A 19,742-nucleotide genomic window follows, 5' to 3' on the forward strand; every position below is an offset into this window, starting at 1 on the left:
GCGCACTGCAGAGGCCGACCTCCGCGTTCGCGGAACGAGGGTTGCGCACTGGCCATCGCGGCACTTCAACCCACGGAGGAAACCATGGCATCGCGCAAATCGCTACAAGACCTTTTTGTCCATTCGCTGTCGGATGTCTACAGCGCTGAAAAACAGTTGACGCGGGCGCTCGCGAAGCTCTCGCGCTCGGCGCAGAACGAGCAGCTATCCGAAGCATTCGAAACCCATCTTCAGGAAACGCACGGCCAGATCGAACGAATCGATCAGGTCGCCGAGGCCACCGGGTTCAAGCTCAAGCGCATCAAATGCGTCGCGATGGAAGGACTGATCGAGGAGGCGCAGGAACTGATCGAGGAGATCGAAAAAGGGCCAGTGCTCGATACAGGCCTCATCGGCGCGGCGCAGAAGGTCGAGCATTACGAGATCGCCGCCTACGGCACGCTCTGCGCGCTCGCGAAGCAACTCGGCCAGACGGAGGCGGCGAAGCTCCTGAAGCAGACGCTCGACGAAGAAAAGGCCACCGACCAGAAGCTGAGCGGCTTCGCCGAGCAGGTCGGCAACCCGCAGGCAAAGGCGGCGTGACTGGTGCACCCGCGCACCGACCAGTCAAAGGAGAATCCCAATGCGAGCCCTACGTTGGCATGGAAAACACGACATCCGCTGCGACACCGTTCCCGATCCGGCGATCGAGCATGGCCGCGACGCGATCGTCAAGGTGACGAGTTGCGCGATCTGCGGATCGGATCTGCACTTATACGACGGCCTGATGCCGACAATGGAGCGCGGCGACATCCTCGGTCACGAGTTCATGGGCGAAGTCGTCGAGGTCGGCGGCGAGAACCGCGCGCTGAAGGTGGGCGATCGCGTGGTGGTGCCGTTCACGATCATTTGCGGCGAGTGCGACCAGTGCCGACGCGGCAACTTCTCCGTCTGCGAGCGCACTAATCGCAACAAGGACAAGGCCGACAAGGTGTTCGGCCATGCCACGGCGGGCTTGTTTGGCTACTCGCATTTGACCGGCGGCTACGCGGGCGGTCAGGCCGAGTATGTGCGCGTGCCGTTCGCCGACGCTACGCACGTGAGGATTCCGGACGGCCTGACCGATGAGCAGGTACTGTTTCTTGGCGATATCTTCCCGACCGGCTGGCAGGCGGCCGCGCAGTGCGAGATCGAGCCGACCGACACCGTCGCGATCTGGGGCGCGGGGCCGGTCGGACAGATGAGCGCGCGCAGTGCCATGCTGCTCGGCGCGAAGCAGGTGATCGTGATCGACCATGTGCCAGAGCGTCTTGCGATGGCGCGCGAGAGCGGTGCGATCACCATCGATTTCGACAACGAGAGCGTGCTCGATCGCCTGAAGGAACTGACGGGCGGCAAGGGGCCGGAGAAGTGCATCGACGCAGTCGGAATGGAGGCCCACGTCACGCGTTCGTTCGATTCGGTTTATGACCGCGTGAAGCAGGCGGTGATGCTCGAAACCGACCGGCCGCACGTGCTGCGCGAAATGATTTACGTGTGCAGGCCGGCGGGGACGCTATCGATTCCGGGCGTGTACGGCGGGCTGCTCGACAAGATTCCGTTCGGCGCGGCCATGAACAAGGGGCTGACGTTTCGCATGGGGCAGACGCACGTGAACCGCTGGACCGACGATCTGCTGAGGCGGATTCAGGAAGGGCAGATCGATCCGTCGTTCGTCATCACGCACACCGTCGCGCTCGAGGACGGCCCCGGCATGTACAAGACGTTCCGCGACAAGCAGGACGGGTGCATCAAGGTCGTGTTGAAGCCATAGTGTGGCCGGCTTGCCCGCTTACTTGCCTCCCCGCCCGGATTCGCCGGGTTCCTCACGGGGGCCAGCCGGGTTCTGGCGCCAGTTGCGCAACGGTGTTCGGGCCACCCGCCGTGCCGGTCGTGCGGGCGGGAACGCTCGATGCTAGAGGCCTTTGGTACGGTCATGTTTTCCCACGCCATCAGCCATGAACGAATACCAGCTTCCTGCGCTGCCGGCCGCCAAGGCGGTGGCTGAATGCACGGTCGTGCTCGACGGCCATCCGTATCGCGGGCCGGTCGGCATGCCGCTGATCGATTTCCTCGCGCGCCACGGCGTGAACCTGCCGCACGTCTGCTATCACCCGTCGCTCGGACCTTTGCAGACCTGCGACGTCTGCTGGGTCGAAAGCGGCGGCGAACTCGTGCGTTCGTGCTCGCTGCGCGCGGCCGACGGCCTCGTGCTGACCACCGCAACCGACGTGAGCCGGGCGGCGCGCGAAGAGGGCATGGACCGCCTGCTCGCGAAGCACGAGCTGTACTGCACGGTCTGCGAGCACAACTCGGGCGACTGCACGCTGCACAACACGATGGTCGACATGCGCCTTCCCGTGCAGCGTTATCCCTACCAGCGCAAGCCCTACGATAAGGACGAGACGAACCCGTTCTATACCTACGATCCCGACCAGTGCATTCTGTGCGGGCGCTGTGTCGAGGCATGCCAGAACGTCGAGGTCAACGAGACCTTGTCGATCGATTTCACAGAGGAGCATCCGCGCGTGCGCTGGGACGGCGGCAAGCCGATCCACGAATCGAGTTGCGTGAGCTGCGGGCATTGCGTGACCGTGTGTCCGTGCAACGCGCTGCTCGAACGCACGATGCAGCCCGACGCCGGCCCGTTCACCGCGCTGCCGCAGCCGCTCAAACGGAAGGCCATCGATCTCGTGAAGTCGTGGGAAAGCACGATCGGCGCGCGGCCGATCGCGGCGCTGTCGGTGATCGACATGCACTGGCGGCAGCCCGAGATTCGCCGCACGAAAACGGTGTGTACCTACTGCGGCGTCGGCTGTTCGTTCGAGATGTGGACGCGCGATCGCCAGTTGCTAAAGGTACAGCCGGTGGCCGACGCGCCCGCGAACGGCATTTCCACCTGTGTGAAGGGCAAGTTCGGCTGGGACTTCATCAACGATCCGCAGCGGCTCACGACGCCGCTGATCCGCGAGGACGGCCGCTTTCGCGAAGCAAGCTGGGACGAAGCGCTCGACCTCGTGGCGCGGCGCCTGATCGAGATTCGCGACCGCCACGGCCCGGACAGCATCGGCTTCATCGGATCGAGCAAGGCGAGCAACGAGGAAGCGTATTTGACGCAGAAAATCGCGCGCCTCGTGATCGGCACGAACAACGTCGACAACTCGTCGCGCTACTGCCAGAACCCGGCCACGATGGGCCTGTTTCGCACGGTCGGCTACGGCGGCGACGCGGGCACCATCGACGATCTGCAAAAGGCCGATCTCGTCGTGATCGTCGGCAGCAACACGGCGGAGAATCATCCGGTCATCGCCTCGCGGCTCAAGGCCGCGCGCAAGCATCGCGGCCAGCAGTCGATCGTGTTCGATACGCGCCGTCATGAAATGGCCGAGCGCGCCGATCTTTATCTCGAACCGCGCGCGAGCACCGATCTCGTCTGGGCGAGCGCATTCGCGCGCTATATGTTCGATCACGGCTACGCGGACCGCGAGTTCCTCGCGCAGCGCGTGAGCAACGTCGAGGCGTACCGGCGCTCGCTCGAACCGTTCACGATGGCGTTCGCCGCGCGCGTGACGGGTATCGACGAGGCGCGGCTGACCGAGGCGGCCGAGCGCATCGGCCGGGCGCGCAGCGTCTGCATCGTCTGGGCGATGGGCATCACGCAGCACACGCATGGGGCGGACACCAGCACCGCGTTGTCGAACCTGCTGCTCGTGACGGGCAACTATGGGCGGCCCGGCACCGGCGGATTTCCGATGCGCGGCCACAACAACGTGCAGGGCGCGAGCGATTTCGGCTGCCTGAAAGACGTCTATCCGGGCTACGAGAAAGTGACCGACGCGGCGATGCGCGAGAAGTGGGCGCGCGCCTGGGGCGTGGCGCCCGAGGCGCTGTCGAACCGGCCCGGCGCGGACAATTTCCTGATGGTCGAGGAAGCGGCGCAAAAGCGCGTGCGGGCGATGTTCGTGATCGGCGAGGAAACCGCGTTTTCCGACTCGGACACCGAGAACGTGCATCGCGCGTTCGAATCGCTCGACTTCATGGTCGTGCAGGACCTGTTCTTCAGCCGCACCGCGGAGTTCGCGGACGTCGTGCTGCCCGGCTGCCCGAGCACCGAGAAGGACGGCACGTTCGTGAACACCGAACGGCGCATCCAGCGCTTTTACGAGGTGATGCCGCCGCTCGGCGAGAGCCGCCCGGACTGGCGCATCTTGACCGATCTCGCCGCGCGGATGGGGCACGCGTGGGGCTACACGCATCCGTCGCAGATCATGGCCGAATGCGCGTCGATTGCGAAGATCTTCAAGGGCGTGAGCTACGAACGGCTCGAAGGGTGGAAATCGCTATGCTGGCCCGTCGACGAAAACGGGCACGACACGCCGCTGCTCTACACCGACCGCTTCCACACCGACGACGGCCGCGCGACGCTGTATCCGCTCGAATGGAAAGCGCCGGCCGAAAAAGCGGACACCGAATACGACCTCACGCTCGACAACGGCCGCATGCTCGAACAGTTCCAGGGCAATAACCAGACCGGGCGCGGCACCCGGTTGTGGTCGAGCGCGCCGGAGTGGTTCGTCGAGGTGAGTCCCGAACTGGCGCGCGAACGAGGTATCGAGGACGGCGCGTGGGTGCGTGTGAGTTCGCGGCGCGGCTCGGTCGAACTGCGCGCGCTCGTGACCGGGCGGGTGAGCGGCCGCACGCTGTTCGTGCCGATCCATCAGGGCAAGCCCGGCGTGAACGAGTTGACCGGCGAGCATCACGACCCGGACGTCAACACGCCCGCGTACAAGGAAACGGCGGTGCGCCTCGACGTGCTGCCGCGCCGCCATGGCGCGCCGCCGCTACCGCGCAACAACTTCCGCAATGGGCAGCGTACGCCGAACGCCGGCGTCGATGCGCACGTGAAGTGGGCGCGCGAGGACTACGCGCCGCCGCCCGAGCACAGCCCTCATCCGGAGCGATGCTGATGGCCGAGCCGATCGAATGGAAGGTGAAGCAGGCCGCGCCGGTGGAACCGGACGCGCACGAAGCGCTGGAGCGTTTGCTGCAGAGCCTGCACGAGCATGGCGTGCTGCGCTTCGCGAACGATGTCGTCTGCTCGCAGACGAAGATCGCCGAAGTGCTGGTGGACGGATTAAGCCGCGAGGGCGCGCTGAACGCGGTGCAGAACATCGCCGCGCTGCTGATAGCGTTGTCGCGGATTCCGCCGGATCGGTTTTACAAGCTCGCGAGCGCGTTCGCGGCGGCGGTGGACGCGATGTCGGGGCCGCACGGGCGCGAGCAGCCAGGCGAACAACACGACGCGGCCGCGCCCGGCGTGCGCGGCGTCTATCGAATGCTGCACGACGACGACCTGTGGCGCGCGCTCGGTCCGCTCGCCGAGGCGGTCAAGACCTTCGCGGAACGGCTCGATCGCGACATTCCCAATCCGATTTCGGATTTCAGCGGGAAGCAAGGCGGGACCTGATGGGAGCCTCGTGCGTGCCTATTTGTGCAGCGTGCCGCGCATCGTGCTTACGTCGTTCGCGGTGACCGGTTGCGCGTCATTGCCCCACGCGCCGCGTATGTAGGTGAGCGACTGGGCCATCTGCACGTCGGTCAGCACGCCGGCAAACGCGGGCATTTGCGTGCGCGGCGGCCCGGTGAGTGTCGACGGGCTATTGCCGCCTTCCACGAGCAGACGGATCAGCGACGTCGTGTCCCCGGTCAGCACCGACGGGTTGCCGGCGAGCGCGGGAAACGCCGGCAATGCGCCCTTGCCGTCGTGGCCGTGGCAACGCGCACAGAAGCCGCGATAGACCCGATAGCCGAGCGATTGCGCATCGGAAACACGGTTGCCGTTTTGCGCGGAGCGGTTCGTGTCCCTCTCGGGTGTGTACCCGCCATAAGGCTGCCGCGCCGGCAGCGACTTCAGGTAATACGCGATGGCGGACGCATCGACGTCGGTCAGATACTGGGTGCTGTCCTCGATCTGCTCGACCATGCTGCCGTAGGCGAGCGCGCCGCTGCCGTGGCCCGTTTTCAGGAACGCGGCGATGTCCGCTTCGCTCATGCGTCCGAGGCCCGAACCGGGGTCACCGGTGAGGTTCGGCGCGAACCAGTGGTCGTTGATGCCGCCGGCGAGAAACGACGCCGAGGTCTCGTCGTGGCCCTTTTCCTGGTAGGCGGGGCCGCGCGGCGTATGGCACGCGCCGCAATGTCCTGCGCCTTGCACTAGATATGCGCCACGGTTCCATTGCGCGTCGCGTCCGGGTTTCGGCGCATACGGATGGCCGGGCACGAAAATCCATTGCCAGAAACGCAGCGCCCAGCGCTGGTTGAACGGAAACGCGACGTCCGATGGCGGCGTTGGCTTCGCGACCGGCGGTACGTCATGCATGATGTACGCGTAAAGCGCGGCGACGTCGTCATCCGAAAGTTTCGAGAAGGAAACATACGGCATGGCCGGGTAAAGCCGCTTGCCGCCGCGCGCGACGCCGTGTCGGATCGCGCGTTCGAAATCGGACAGCTTATAGGCACCGATGCCGTAGCGTGGATCGGGCGTGATGTTGCTCGTGACGATCGTGCCGAACGGCGAGCCCATACCGAGGCCGCCGGCCCAAGGCACGCCGTGCTCGGGTGCGGTGTGGCAGCCTGCGCAGTCGGCGGCCTTCGCGACATAGGCGCCGCGCGCGAGCAATGCGGCCGATGGAGGCGATGGAGGCGAGGCGTGCGCCGATGCTGCGGCCGTGGCGGTTATGAGGGCGGCCACCGCGCCCACGACGACGAGATAGTGCTTCATTGCACGCTGCTCCCGCGTGCCGCCGCATCGCGGTCGGCCAGCCACGGGGCGGGCGTACCCATCAGCCATCGCGCGCAAACGGCAAGCGCACCGATCAGGTACGCCAGCGCACCCGGCACCCACATGATGAGCCCGCCGAGCTGCTGGTCGCGCAGCGGATTGAGCCCGAGCGAACTGGTCGGCTCCACATACGACGGATACCAGAGCGCCGGCGCGAGCGTGATCAGCGCGCCGAGCGCGCTCGTGTGCACCATCGTCGTGAACAGCAACAGCATCGCGCGGCCGCCGTCGCGCCGCTGGCCGCCTTCGCCGAATATTGCCCACCAGAACAGCAGCGCGGTGATCAGAAAGCTCGCATGTTGCAGCGTATGGACGGCCGGGTTCGCGAGCGCCGCGTCGAACAGCATCGGCGCGTGCCATGCCCACAGCGCCGCCGCGTGCAGCACCCATGCGGCGACGGGCGCGCTAATCGAGCCCCAAGCCGCGCCGAACGCGCGCGCGCGCACGATCGCGCCGACCGCCTTGCGCGCGCCGCGCGGCAGCGCCCACAACCAGACGCTGGCCGGTCTGCCGAGTACGCACAGCGGGGCGGCGATGAGCATCATCGTTTCGTGCTGAACCATGTGCGCGGAAAACAGCAGCGCGCCGAGCGTGTCGAGCGGCGAGACGAGCGCGGCCGCGAGCGCGAGCCAGCCACCGAGAAACAGGGCGAGCCGCGTTCGTCGCCCGGCGCGGTCGTGCTCGCCGCGTCGCTGCAGGCGCGCGTAGCCGATCAGATACGCTACGAGGCTCGCGGCAAGCAGCGCGACGACCCAGGGCGTGAACGTCCATTCGAGGCGCGGCGCGGCGAGTTCGTCGGGTGTGAGCACATGCGCGTCGGCGTTCGGTGTGAGCAGCAGCCACGCGGCGAGCGCGTTCAGTAGCAGGGTGACAGGAGCCATTGCGGAAACCACATCGTCAACTGGATGAGCAGGGAGAGCGCGCCGACCCACGTCGCCGCGCACGCGAGCATCGCGGCGCGCGCGCGGCGCGCCGGGTCGTCGGCGTGAGGCGGAATCAGCGAGCGCCACCGCCGCCAGGCGAGCCACGCGATGGCCGCCGAGAACAGCACGCCGAACGCGCTCAACGCCGCGAGCGGCCACGCGGCTTGACGCGCGCAGGCGACATGCACCAGCGCGTAGTTCGCGGCCTGAACGGCCAGGACGAGCGCTGGCGCGGCGAGAAGCGCGAGCCATGTATTCATCCGCGCGATCCTCCCTGTTCAGATTTGCAGTCGCGGCGCGAGATACACGACCGCATAAATCGGCAACCAGCTCAACACGACGAAGTACCAGTAAACCGCGTTCTCGCTCGTATCGACGAAGCGTCGGCCTTCGAACGGCCCGGTGAACAGCAGTACGGCGAGTACCGCGGTATCGACGGTGTCGGTGATCAGGTGCGTGGTGTGCAGGCCGAGCAGCAGCCATACGATCGAGCCATAGGCGTTGGTGTACCAGCTCACGTTGAGTGCCGTGAATTCCACTGCGCGCACAATCAGAAACACCAGTGCGAAGCCGAGACAGACGCTCAGCCAGAAACGCGAACCCGCGCGGTCGCCGCGGTTCGCCGCGCGCCGCGCGGCCTCGTTCGGCAACAGGCTGGCGAGCAGCACGAACGTGTTCAGCGTGCCCCAGCGCCAGTCGGGCGGCGGCGCATTCAGCGGCCATGTCGCGTTCGCGCTACGCAGATAGAAGTACATGACGACGGCGATTGCGAACACGGTGCCTTCGATCAGCATCAGCCCGAGGGTCGCCCACCACATGGGGCTGCGTGCGCCGAAGCCGAAGCTCGGCAGCGCGCGCACGTCGATCGTCGCGCGCGAGGCGCAGGTTCTTCGCACCTCGCCGCCTTCGCAAACGCGCGCGTCCCAAGGCGGCAGTTCGAGCGAAACGGCAGTCGCGTGATCGTCGCGTCGCGGCCAGAACCAGGCGATCAGCGCGATTGCGACCGGCACCGAGCCCCAGATCACGGCCGACGGCGTGAAGATCGAGTCGATGAACAGCAGCGTCGTGGCGAGCGCCGCGATCAGGGGCCATAGTGATGGCGATGGAAACAACATGCGCAGATCGGGACGCGCGTCGAGCGCGGTCGTCAGCAGCACTTCGCGCGCGTCGGCGGCGAGGCCCGACACGCTGTCGATCCTCGCATCGGGGCCCGTTGTTTCCCATCGTGGATCGCGGCCGCGCACGACTGGCAGCACGTCGAAATTGTGCGCGGGTGGCGGCGCGCCCACGCTCCATTCGAGTGTGCCGCCGCCCCACGGATCAGCGGTGGCCGGCGCGCCGCGCCGCCACGCACGCCACACGTTGACGATGAACAGCAGCACGCTGGCGCCGATCGTCCATGCGCCGATCGTGGCCGCGAGGTTCATCCCGCTCCAGCCCATGCCGGCCGGATAGGTCCACACGCGCCTCGGCATGCCTTCGAGACCGAGCAGATGCATCGGGAAAAACGTCACGTTGAAGCCGACGAAAAACAGCCAGAACTGCCAACGGCCGAGCGTTTCGTCGAGGAGCCGGCCGGTCATCTTCGGAAACCAGTAAAAGAACGCGCCGAACAATGGAAACACCGCGCCGCCGAGCAGCACGTAGTGCAGATGCGCGACCACGAAGTAGGTGTCGTGCAACTGCAGGTCGAGCGACGCCGAGCCGAGCATCACGCCGGTCAGCCCGCCGAGCACGAGAATCACGAAGAACGCGAGCACGAACAACAGCGGCGTCTTGAGGTTGAGTCGGCCGGTGGCCAGCGTCGCGACCCAGCAGAATATCTGGATGCCGGACGGAATCGCGATCATCACGCTGGCTGCCGTGAAGAAACTCTTGCCGAGCGCCGGCACGCTCGTCGCGAACATATGGTGGACCCAGAGCCCGAACGCGAGAAACGCCGTCGCGACGAGCGCGAGCACCATCGCCGGATAACCGACGATCGAGCGGCGCGCAAAGGTCGGAATGATGGCCGACAGAAAGCCGAGCGCGGGAATGAAGATCAGATAGACCTCCGGGTGACCGAAGAACCAGAACAGGTGCTGCCAGAGCAGCACGTCGCCGCCGAGCGCCGGGTTGTAGAACTGCGTGCCAACGAGGCGGTCGAGAATCAGCGCGGTGCTCGCGAGCATGATGGCCGGCATCGCGAACAGCACCATGAACTGCGTGACGAGCGTGGCCCACACGAACAGCGGCAGCCGGTTCAGCGACATGCCGGGCGCGCGCATTTTGAGGATCGTCGTGATCAGCACGATCGCTTCGAGCAGCGCGGAGAGTTCGGTGAACGTGATCATCTGCGCCCAGATGTCCGAGCCCTTGCCGGTCGCATAGTCGGGGCCGGCGAGCGGCACGTAGCTGAACCAGCCCGAGGCCGGCGCGGCGCCGCACGCGAAGCCGATATAGAGCGTGAGGCCGCCGAACAGGAACACCCAGTAGGCGTAGGCGTTCATACGCGGAAACGCGACGCTGCGCGCGCCGATCATCAGCGGGACCAGGTAACCCGCCACCGCCTGCATCACCGGGACGGCGAACAGGAACATCATCGTCGTGCCGTGCATCGTGAAGAGGCGGTTGTAGAAGTCCGCGCCGACGAACCGGTTGCCTGGCACCGCGAGCTGCGTGCGCATGGCGAGCGCGAGCAGCCCGGCCGCAAGGAAGAACGCGAAGGTCGTTGCGATGAAGCGCCGTGCGATGGTCTTGTGATTGATCGCCGAAAGCGCGCCCACGAAGCCGGGCGGATCGCGCCAGGTGCGTTCGAGCGCGGCGCGGGCTTCGTCGCCCACATCGGGGCCGTCGAACACACGCGACGGCTTCAGTTCAGCGTGGTCAGCCATGTGACGACCGCATCGAGATCGGTGGAAGAGAAGTGCGCGGCCGGCATCGAGGTGCCGGGCTTGAAGTGCTGCGGGTCCCGCAGCCACGCTTCGAGATTCGTGCGCTCGTTGACGAGCGTGCCGGCCGCGATCGTGCGGCGGCTCATCAGGTGCGTGAGGTCGGGGCCGATCTGCCCGCCCGCCGAGGTGCCGCGCACCGCATGGCACTGCGCGCAGTCAGCCGCCTCGAACAAATGCTGGCCGCGCAGCGCGAGCGGGCTGGCTGGCGGCGCCGCGTTCGCGCGCTGATGGGCGGCCCAGCGTGCGTATTGCGCGGGGGCGTCGGCGGTCACGTACATCGCCATCAACGCGTGTTCCGTGCCGCAGAATTCCGCGCATTGGCCCCGATAGATGCCAGGCTCGTCTGCGCGGAACTCGATCGTCGAATCGATGCCGGGCAGCATGTCCTTCTTGCCGTGCAGGTTCGGCACCCAGAAGGTGTGAATCACATCGGCGGCCTTCAGCGAGACGATCACCGGCCGTCCGACCGGCACATGCAGTTCGTTCGCGACGACGAAGCCAGCTTGTCCACCGTCGGCCGCATAGCTTGCCTGCCACCACCATTGCGCTCCGGTCATCTCGATACGCAGCGGATTCGCGGCCGGCAGTCTCGACAACGCACGGTCGGTCAGCACGTCGGCGGTCGTCAGGCCGACCAGCAGCAACACCGAAACAACCGTCGCGCCGACGACGAAGCGCCGGGCGCGCGCGTCGCGCGGCATTGCGGCGCGGCCGGCTTCGGCGGGCGTGTCGCGGTTGCCGCGCGGTGCGCGCGCGAGTGCGACCAGCACTGCGACGAGCACCGCCGCGAAGACCAGCGCGCAGACGATCAGCGTGAGGTTCCATAACGCGCCGATGCGCGCGGCCTGAATGCCGGTGGACCGCAGCGCGTCGTGCGCGGCTGCGGGAGGGGAAAGGGGCATGCGAAAACGGTGAGGTGGCTGGGTGTTCGAGGGAGAGCATCAATTGTTCCCGGTCTTTTGCCTTTTTCAGTAGCAAAAGCGCGAGCTTGGTTCACATACCTGCGGCGAACACGAGCTCGGGCACTCTGAATGCGAGGCGAAATGCGTGCGCCCATTTGACGAATTGCAACTGTCCCGAGAAACGCTGCGGGGAAAGAACGATGCGGGGCAATATATAGTCCCAGCGTCGTCAAGGACTGCCTGTCTAGATGGGAAGTAAGCCGTGCGATGATGTCGGCAATTCGGACCCGCGTGTCAGAACTCGCATCACTCGATATTCTCGTAAGATGAAAGGAGGCTAAAGACACGTGCGCTCAGGACCGTGGCAGGCGATACCGGCCTTGCCCTCTCGATCTGGAGGAACGAATGACTCTCTCGGACTTTATCGAGGCAGACCTTGACGAGCTAATCGACGACTGGACCCGATACGCCCGCACGCTCAGCCAAACGAACACCCATCTTTCCGAACAGCAACTGCGTAACTCGGCCCGCGAACTGCTGATGGAAATCGCGGCAGACATGCGAGGCGAACAAACCGACGCTCAGCAGCAGGAGAAGTCGCACGGCAACAAGCTGGCGAAGGATGCAGCCTTTAACAAGGTTGGCCGCGGACACGCGGACGACCGGCAAGCGCAGGGCTTCGAGATCAATGCCCTGGTGGCGGAATATCGTGCACTGCGGGCGAGCGTCCTGCGCAGATGGCAGCAGCGGTGCGAGCTCGATTCGAGCGCATTTCAGGAAATGATCCGCTTCAACGAAGCCCTTGATCAGATGGTCACCGAGTCCGTCAGCCAGTTCGCGCAACGCACCGAGCGCATCCGCGATCTTTTCGCCGGGGTGCTCGCACACGACCTGCGCTCGCCCGTCGGGGCGATCCTGAATTCAGCGTACGTTTTGTTGCATGACCAAAATCTATCGCCCACCAGTATCCGGGCGGGCGCGAGCCTGCAACGAAGCGCCGAGCGTCTCAAATCATTAATCGACGACCTGTTCGTTTTTGCGCGGGCGCGCCTCGGCGACACGCTTCCCGTTGAGTTCACCCGACAGGACTTCGGACGTATTTGCGAAGGGGCCGCGGAGGAGGTGCGTGCTGCCAGACCGGATGCGGACATCGGCGTGCAATCGACGGGCGACGTTGCCGGCATCTGTGATGGCGCCCGCATCAACCAGATGTTCGTCAATCTACTGACGAATGCTGTTCAACACGGCCGCGGACGCGTCCGCGTGGACGTGGCGGGCGACGGCAACCGGATTATCGTTGCCGTCGCTAATGGCGGTCCGAAGATACCGGCAGATGCACTTCCTACGCTATTCGATCCCTTGACGCGCGCCGCTCCGGCATCAGAGCAGAACCGGGCTTCCTCCGGCGTCGGACTTGGTCTCTACATCTGCCGTTGCATCGCGAGCGCCCATCGCGGAACGATTGCTGTCGAATCTGACGATACAAGGACGGTCTTTAGCGTGCAGATTCCGCGCGCCCCCGCATCAACGAACTGAGAAGCGTACGATATCTGCGCCGTCAATCTGTACGCCGCGAGAAGCGACCAGCCCGCTCAGCGCTTCGCTTCGTCGCTGTATTCCGCCGAGCGTGCCAGATAGCCGCAAGTGGGGAGAAAACAGTATTTTTTATTCTGCAAATTGTCGAGCGGCTGCTTTGCCTTTGAAAGCAGCCGTCAAAGTCGCTGGTAGCCGGATGACTGGGATGGGTCGAACTCGGCCGGTCACCGGGCTACAATTTACGCTCCGTTTCCGTTCGCTTAGGTACAGTCCAGGAAGGTCCAGATTTGCAGAGCAGCGGATTTGGGGGCATTTTTGGGGGCATATGAGAAATTGATATTTAAAATTATTTATGTTTTTCAGGTGCATGGGTGAATAATTCCAGTCCGGTCCCCACACCAAGTAGTTGCCCAAGGATTACCAAGGTCTACAAGAAAACCCCGCTAGACAGCATCTCGCGGGGTTTTTTGTTGCCAGGGTTTGCCAGGTTTGCCTGGTGACAGCAGGGGGTATGCGGGGGTATGGGTGTCGAGTTGGAGCTATCCGCCATATGGCTGCGGGTGATGGAAGCGAGGCGCAAGGTTGCTCGTGCCACGGCGGCGTTGCTGTCCGGTGTTCGTGGGGCCAAAAAAACCACGTGTTAAAGGAATTCGGCGACGCGAACAACCGTTGATAGCGGCGGGAACAGAGACCGACCCGGAAATTTTCAATTCAGAGCGGCTCTGATTCGGGGCAGCCTCGGTTCCGACCATCGCCCGCTATGCAGGACGCCAGCCACGCCGTTCGGGTAGCGGGCGAACAGTCCGATCCCGGACCTCGGGGAAATCGGCTTCGCCTGATCGCCGCCCCATTCTCTCGCGAGTCGGAGCCGCTACCAGAACCGGCGCAGTCTAGCCGCATCCGACAAGCATCACGGTTTGTTCCGATCCTTTTCGTGATCGACGAATGCGCCTTGAGGCTCGGGCGGGAGAGTCCCGGCAACGTCGCGCGAGCCCAACCAGTAAGGCTGCCGGTTGTAGTACTTATGCAGCGACGAACCCCACTGCTCGTCCGCCATCGCGGGCCAGTGCTCCTTGTCGAAGGCGGGGGCATTCTTCACGCGATCCGACGTGACGTCGAGCCGGAAGCACTTTTCGTCCGTGTCCAGGATCAACGCGTTCCACGGAATGGCGTGAAGCTTGCCGCCCATGCCGAAAAAACTCCCGCTCGACAACACCGCGTAAGCGATCCGGCCGTCACGTACGTCCAGCATGATTTCGGAGATCTTCCCGATTTCCTGGTGGTCGGACGTGAACAGCTTGTTGCCCGTTAGCGTATCGGCCGCCATCACGTTCGGGCCTGGCCCATCGCCGGTTCCGCTGCCCACGATCGCGGCACCGGTGTTGCTGTTCAAAGGACGATTGGTCGAGTCGAATGTGTTCATGATTACCTCCTGGGTTGACTTCGCGGCACGCCGGCCCGGTTCGCCTGCATCCCGTAATGAATGGTGCACATCGGTCGCGCGACAGGCTGCACGTGACAGTCGTTCGCGTTGCCCGCCAATGCTCGCCGACATCGACGCAAACTGAATGCTCGATTCGGACGGTCTTGTCGCGCGAGCACGAATTCCGGTTCCAGGCCGCCGTTTGAAGAGGGCAGCCCGGATCTCGGGTTGTTCTGTCCACGATGGCGTCGAATAAAAGCAACGCAGGCTGCCGTTGTTTCCTGCGGACGCCGCCGCGTGCGGCGGCATTCACTACGCACTGGCTACCCGATCCGCGGACCCGCGGCATCGAGAACGAAAGCAGGAAGCGCCCACACCCAACGATGCGCGAAACCGGGACAAGAAGTCGGTACGGTGCCGTACCGGGATTCGGGCGGCTGGTGCATCCCCCTGGCAATACCGGACCGGTTGTTTTCACGGAAGCGCGTGTTTGCTGGAAAAACTGCACGCAGGTAGCGTGAACCGAGGTCTCGTGGCGCCGTGCTCCATCTGAATCGTTAAGGCCGCGCCCTGGCTTGCCCGTCGTTGACGAGCGCATCGACATGGGGCGACGCGGATACGCCGATGCCTGAAGCCGGTTCAGCGGCGGGCGGGCCGGCGCGATGGTCGGCGGGCACTCAACTTTCACGCCGGTACGCCACCGTACCGACTCCCCACAGCCGTCGCGCGCACTGTAGCGCCGGACGCTTCGACTCTCCTCTATCCCGTCGACCGGAAGCGTCCGTCTGGCGCCCTCGTTCCCGACGACGGGCGTCGGTTGCCGATGGCCTGTCACCGATCAGCCCATTGCTCACCTGCATGTACCTGTTTTTCGCGAACGACGCCGAACGCGCAACGGACCCGCTTTCTGTCCTTTCATGCGATCGATACGGCACCTGTCGCATTCCCCCTTTGCCAGTCAGGAGCATTACGACATGACCTTTCTCAAGTCACCGCCCGCCGGCCCCGAAGCCGTTGCCGACGAATACGCCGCGACGATTTCCGGCGCATCGCTGCCGAAGTACCGGATTCCCGACGCCTCTTCCGATCGACGCGCCGTGTTCGATCTGGTGCGCGACGAGTTGTTCATGGACGGCAACTCGCGGCAGAACGTCGCGACGTTCTGCACCACCTACATCGACGACGAGGTACGCCGCCTGATGGATCTGTCGATCGACAAGAACATGATCGACAAGGACGAGTATCCGCAAACCGCCGAGATCGAAATGCGCTGCGTGCATATGCTCGCCGACCTGTGGCACGCGTCGCGGTCGTGGAAGACCACCGGCTGTTCGACGACCGGTTCGAGCGAGGCATGCATGCTGGGCGGCCTGGCGCTCAAATGGCAATGGAAGAAGCGCAGGGAGGCGCAAGGCAAGCCGACGGACAAGCCCAACTTCGTTTGCGGACCGGTGCAGGTGTGCTGGGAGAAATTCGCGCGCTACTTCGACGTCGAGATGCGCGAGGTGCCGCTGAGCGGCGATTCGCTGGGACTCCGCCCGGAAGACCTGGCCGCGTATTGCGATGAGAACACCATCGGCGTGGTCGCGACGCTCGGCATCACGTTCACCTGCGTCTACGAGCCGGTCAAGGCGCTCGCGGCCGCGCTCGACACGCTGCAACGCGACGTGGGGATCGACATTCCGATTCACGTCGATGCGGCCAGCGGCGGATTCGTCGCGCCGTTCATTCAGCCGGACCTCGAATGGGACTTCAGTGTGCCGCGCGTCAAGTCCATCAACGCATCCGGTCACAAATACGGACTCGCGCCGCTCGGGGTCGGCTGGGTGGTGTGGCGCAGCGTGCAGGACCTGCCCGACGACCTGATTTTCCGCGTCGATTATCTGGGCGGCGACATGCCGACCTTCGCGCTGAACTTCTCGCGCCCGGCCGGGCAGATCATCGCGCAGTACTACATGCTGCTGCGTCTCGGGCGCGAGGGCTATCGGCACATCCAGCAGGAGTGCGCCGATACGGCTCAGGCGCTCGCCGACGGCCTGTCGAAGATCGAGGCCATCGAGATGATTTACGACGGTCGCGGCGCACTGCCGGCGGTCTGCTACAAGCTCAGGCATCCGGAGACGGCGGGTTTCACGCTGTTCGATCTGTCCGACCACGTGCGCATGCGCGGCTGGCAGATCGCCTCATACAAGCTGCCGCCGGGGCGCGAGGAGACCATCGTGCAGCGTGTGCTGATCCGGCGCGGCGTGACCCGCGACATGGCGGCGATGTTGCTTGAAGACATCCGGCACGCGATCGCTCATCTGGCGAAAAATCCGGTGCCGCATTCGACGGCCCGTCCTACCTTCCATCACGATTGACGTCATCTGCTCACAGGAGCACGAAATGGACAATGCAACCCCTGCTGCGAATGCCCCGGCAGCCGATGCCGCGACACGCGGCAAATATCTGGGCGTCACGTCGATCGGGTTGATGACGGCGGCGGCCGTCGTCACGAGCCTGCGCGGACTGCCGTTGCTCGCGAAGGAGGAAATGACGATGTTCGTCTATCTGGCCTTCACGGTCGTTTTTTACCTGATTCCGGCTTCGCTGGTGTCGGCCGAGCTGGGCGGCGCGTTTGCCGACCGGCGCGGCGGCATCTACGCGTGGGTGGCGGAAGCCTTCGGCACGCGCTGGGGTTTCCTCGCGATCTGGCTGCAATGGATACAGAACGTGGTCTGGTATCCGGTTGCGTTGACGTTCGGCGCGGCGGCGCTCGCCTATACCATCGGCCGGCCGGAACTGGCGACGAACGGCATTTACGTCGGCCTTTTCTGCATCGTCGCGTACTGGCTTTCGACGTGGGTGGTGCTGCAAGGCGTCGAGGTGTTTGCACGAATCGCGAACTGGACCTTCGTGATCGGCACCATCGTGCCGGGCATCGTGCTGCTGGTGCTGCTCGGCTACTGGATCAGGAGCGGCCATCCGATCGGGTGGCAACACCTGAACGATAGCGCGCTGTCGCAGGACGGTCATGCGCGATTCTGGCCCGCGATTCACGGCTTCGGCACGATCTCGTTTCTGGCCGGCATCGTGTTGCTGTTCGCCGGCGTGGAAGTGCAGGCCGTTCACGTGATGGACATGCGCAGCCCGAGCCGCGGTTATCCGGCGGCAATCGGTCTGGGCGCGCTGATCTCGGTCCTGATCTTTGCGCTAGGCGCGTTGCCGATCGCCGCGATCCTGCCGTACGACAAAATCTCGCTGCAGTCGGGCGTATTCGATGCGTTCGGCGCGGTGATCGGCGATCTGTGGCATATGAGCTGGCTGGTCGCTGCGTTGTCGCTGCTGGTCGGCATCGGCGCGATCAGCGGTGTGCTCGCATGGCTCGGCAGCCCGTCGCGGGGACTGCTCGCGACCGCGCAGGAGGGCGAATTGCCGCCGATCCTTCAGGCCAAAAACCGCAAGGGCATGCCGACGCATATCCTGCTGGTGCAGGGGCTGGTCGTGACCGTGATTTCATGTTTCTACTTTGTGATCCGCGACGTGTCGGTAGCCTTCTTTCTGATCTCCGCGATGACGATCGCGCTGTACCTGATCGCCTATATGCTGATGTATGCGGCGGCGATCCAGTTGCGCTATTCCGCGCCCGCACTGCCGCGACCGTTCAGGCTGCCGGGCGGCCTGGCCGGCATGTGGCTGATTGCCGGCATCGGTTTTGCCGGGGTGCTGTTCAGCTTCGTCGTGTCGTTCTTTCCGCCCGACCAGTTGCCGGTCGGCTCGCCGTTGCTTTATACCGGACTGGTCGTACTCGGCATCGTGGTCTTCGCGGGCATCCCGTTGATCATCCACCATGTGCGGCGAAGTGACTGGGCTTCGGTTCGTGAAGCGCCGCTCGTGCAAAAGCGGCCTGCCGCGGCGCCGTTGAATTGAACGGCTGCGAAAGCCCTCATCGCGGATGATGCCGCGTAGCGAGGCGCGTTGACCGTCACCGTACAGACTGCGCGTTGTCTTATGTGAGAACGTGAGTTCTGGTCCTGTACGCACCAGCGGCTTTCGGGCCGCTCTCGCTCGGCAGGTGTCGCGAACAGGTGTCTCCGAAACTGCCGGTCAGCCGTACGATCAATCCGCGGCGCTGCGTTCGGCGCCGCCGGTTGCGATCGATGCATTGATGAATGGAGATCACCATGTCAGCGCATGCACACTCCTTCCCACCACCGGCCGACGGGGTCGGCCAGCCGGATCAGGACATACCGGACGGGGTGGTGGACGGCCCTTTCACGCGGGTGGTGGCGCGCTTCGCGGACGGCTCTGCGCCAGTCGGCGCTTCGCCCGGCACGACTGCGCCGAGTGACGAGATTCTGGCCATCGTTGCGCACGAGCTATGCAACCCGCTGACTCCTTTGCAGTTTGCCGCCCGCGCCCTCCGCCTCGCGTCAGTGAAACGGCCCGAAGTGTCAAATATGATTGACGTCATCGACCGGCAGATTGCGCAGATCGCGCGGCTTGCGGAGGATTTGACCGATGCCACGCGAGTCAGCCGGGGCGAGTTGCGTCTGAGAAAGGCACGGGTTGTACTGGCTGACGTGCTGTCGGATTTCCTTGATGCGGCCGCAGTCGCGGCCGCCTCGCGCGGCCAGACATTCACCGTTCAGATTCCTGACAGGATGCTGCGTCTGGAGGGCGACCCGATGCGCCTCGGGCAGGCTGTCAACAACATGGTGCGCAACGCCGTGAAGTACACGCCTGCGGGTGGCGCGATCGAGGTGAGCGCGATCGCCGAGGGACGGGACCTAGTCGTGTCCGTCAAGGACAGCGGTCTGGGCATTTCCGCGGCATTGTTGCCTCACATTTTCGATCTGTTTGCTCAATCCAGCCGGACGCTCGCAGCGAGTGCCGGTGGCTTGGGGATCGGTCTCGCGGTGGTGAAGGCCGTCGCGGAAGCGCATGGCGGCACGGTGACAGCCGCCAGCGGCGGCCCGGGCAAGGGCAGCGAATTCACGCTGCGGCTGCCTGTCGTGGTCGTCGAACAGTGCGTCTGCTGAATGCCGGATGGCGGGGTTCCATGGGTGACGCCGCGGGCCACGAGGCGGGGGTTGCCGGGCCTTGCGACGACGGACGCGCTGCACCGTACTGCGGGCGTTCGTCATCCGTGAATACGGTGGATGTGAGGCAGTGGGACACAGCAGG

14 protein-coding genes are annotated in these 19,742 nt (G+C 64.8%); 8 read left to right on the forward strand and 6 right to left on the reverse strand.

The window, feature by feature from the left end; translation table 11 throughout:
* Positions 1-84 precede the first annotated feature (84 nt).
* From BLV92_RS06875 to BLV92_RS06890, 4 genes are all read left to right on the forward strand, one after another.
* Positions 85-582 (forward strand): YciE/YciF ferroxidase family protein, encoded by a 498-nt coding sequence (locus BLV92_RS06875; RefSeq protein WP_090543434.1) that lies wholly within the window; start codon positions 85-87, stop codon positions 580-582.
* Positions 583-622: 40 nt separating this feature from the next.
* The gene (locus BLV92_RS06880) at positions 623-1,792 is read left to right on the forward strand and encodes a zinc-dependent alcohol dehydrogenase (protein ID WP_090543436.1); all 1,170 of its coding nucleotides are present in this window, start codon (positions 623-625) and stop codon (positions 1,790-1,792) included.
* 184 nt (positions 1,793-1,976) lie between these two features.
* Positions 1,977-4,985 carry a formate dehydrogenase subunit alpha gene (gene fdhF, locus BLV92_RS06885; RefSeq protein WP_090543438.1) on the forward strand — a complete coding sequence of 1,003 codons (3,009 nt, stop codon included), beginning with the start codon at positions 1,977-1,979 and terminating at the stop codon, positions 4,983-4,985.
* On the forward strand, positions 4,985-5,485 hold the full coding sequence (locus BLV92_RS06890) for a helical membrane plugin domain-containing protein (RefSeq protein WP_090546891.1): 501 nt from the start codon (positions 4,985-4,987) through the stop codon (positions 5,483-5,485). The genes fdhF and BLV92_RS06890 overlap by 1 nt, the downstream gene beginning before the upstream one ends.
* Before the next feature lie 18 nt (positions 5,486-5,503).
* Here the strand turns inward: BLV92_RS06890 and BLV92_RS06895 are convergent, their stop codons facing one another.
* From BLV92_RS06895 to BLV92_RS06915, 5 genes are read right to left on the reverse strand one after another with little or no spacing between them, the layout of a single operon-like run.
* Positions 5,504-6,799: a cytochrome c gene (locus tag BLV92_RS06895; RefSeq protein WP_090543442.1), complete on the reverse strand. Its 1,296-nt coding sequence runs from the start codon at positions 6,797-6,799 to the stop codon at positions 5,504-5,506.
* Positions 6,796-7,740, reverse strand: coding sequence for a cytochrome c oxidase assembly protein (locus BLV92_RS06900; protein WP_090543444.1), 945 nt, complete (start codon positions 7,738-7,740; stop codon positions 6,796-6,798). Before BLV92_RS06900 ends, BLV92_RS06895 begins: the two co-directional genes overlap by 4 nt.
* Positions 7,716-8,042: a hypothetical protein gene (locus BLV92_RS06905; protein ID WP_090543446.1), complete on the reverse strand. Its 327-nt coding sequence runs from the start codon at positions 8,040-8,042 to the stop codon at positions 7,716-7,718. Before BLV92_RS06905 ends, BLV92_RS06900 begins: the two co-directional genes overlap by 25 nt.
* A gap of 18 nt (positions 8,043-8,060) precedes the next feature.
* On the reverse strand, positions 8,061-10,655 hold the full coding sequence (ctaD, locus tag BLV92_RS06910; protein WP_090543448.1) for a cytochrome c oxidase subunit I: 2,595 nt from the start codon (positions 10,653-10,655) through the stop codon (positions 8,061-8,063).
* Complete coding sequence (locus tag BLV92_RS06915; RefSeq protein WP_090543450.1) at positions 10,634-11,617, reverse strand: cytochrome c oxidase subunit II; 984 nt, start codon at positions 11,615-11,617, stop codon at positions 10,634-10,636. The genes ctaD and BLV92_RS06915 overlap by 22 nt, the downstream gene beginning before the upstream one ends.
* A 405-nt stretch (positions 11,618-12,022) precedes the next feature.
* Here BLV92_RS06915 and BLV92_RS06920 point away from each other — a divergent pair, with 405 nt between their 5' ends.
* Positions 12,023-13,153 (forward strand): sensor histidine kinase, encoded by a 1,131-nt coding sequence (locus BLV92_RS06920; RefSeq protein ID WP_090543452.1) that lies wholly within the window; start codon positions 12,023-12,025, stop codon positions 13,151-13,153.
* Positions 13,154-14,063: 910 nt separating this feature from the next.
* Here the strand turns inward: BLV92_RS06920 and BLV92_RS06925 are convergent.
* Positions 14,064-14,576 carry a PRC-barrel domain-containing protein gene (locus BLV92_RS06925; protein WP_090543454.1) on the reverse strand — a complete coding sequence of 171 codons (513 nt, stop codon included), beginning with the start codon at positions 14,574-14,576 and terminating at the stop codon, positions 14,064-14,066.
* Positions 14,577-15,550: 974 nt separating this feature from the next.
* Here BLV92_RS06925 and gad point away from each other — a divergent pair.
* From gad to BLV92_RS06940, 3 genes are all read left to right on the forward strand, one after another.
* Positions 15,551-16,936 carry a glutamate decarboxylase gene (gene gad, locus BLV92_RS06930; RefSeq protein ID WP_090543457.1) on the forward strand — a complete coding sequence of 462 codons (1,386 nt, stop codon included), beginning with the start codon at positions 15,551-15,553 and terminating at the stop codon, positions 16,934-16,936.
* 25 nt (positions 16,937-16,961) lie between these two features.
* On the forward strand, positions 16,962-18,485 hold the full coding sequence (locus BLV92_RS06935; RefSeq protein ID WP_090543458.1) for an amino acid permease: 1,524 nt from the start codon (positions 16,962-16,964) through the stop codon (positions 18,483-18,485).
* Positions 18,486-18,727: 242 nt separating this feature from the next.
* Positions 18,728-19,597 (forward strand): sensor histidine kinase, encoded by an 870-nt coding sequence (locus tag BLV92_RS06940; protein WP_090543460.1) that lies wholly within the window; start codon positions 18,728-18,730, stop codon positions 19,595-19,597.
* The last annotated feature ends 145 nt before the right edge of the window (positions 19,598-19,742 follow it).

The sequence above is a fragment of the Paraburkholderia caballeronis genome (genome assembly GCF_900104845.1).
Taxonomy (GTDB): domain Bacteria; phylum Pseudomonadota; class Gammaproteobacteria; order Burkholderiales; family Burkholderiaceae; genus Paraburkholderia; species Paraburkholderia caballeronis.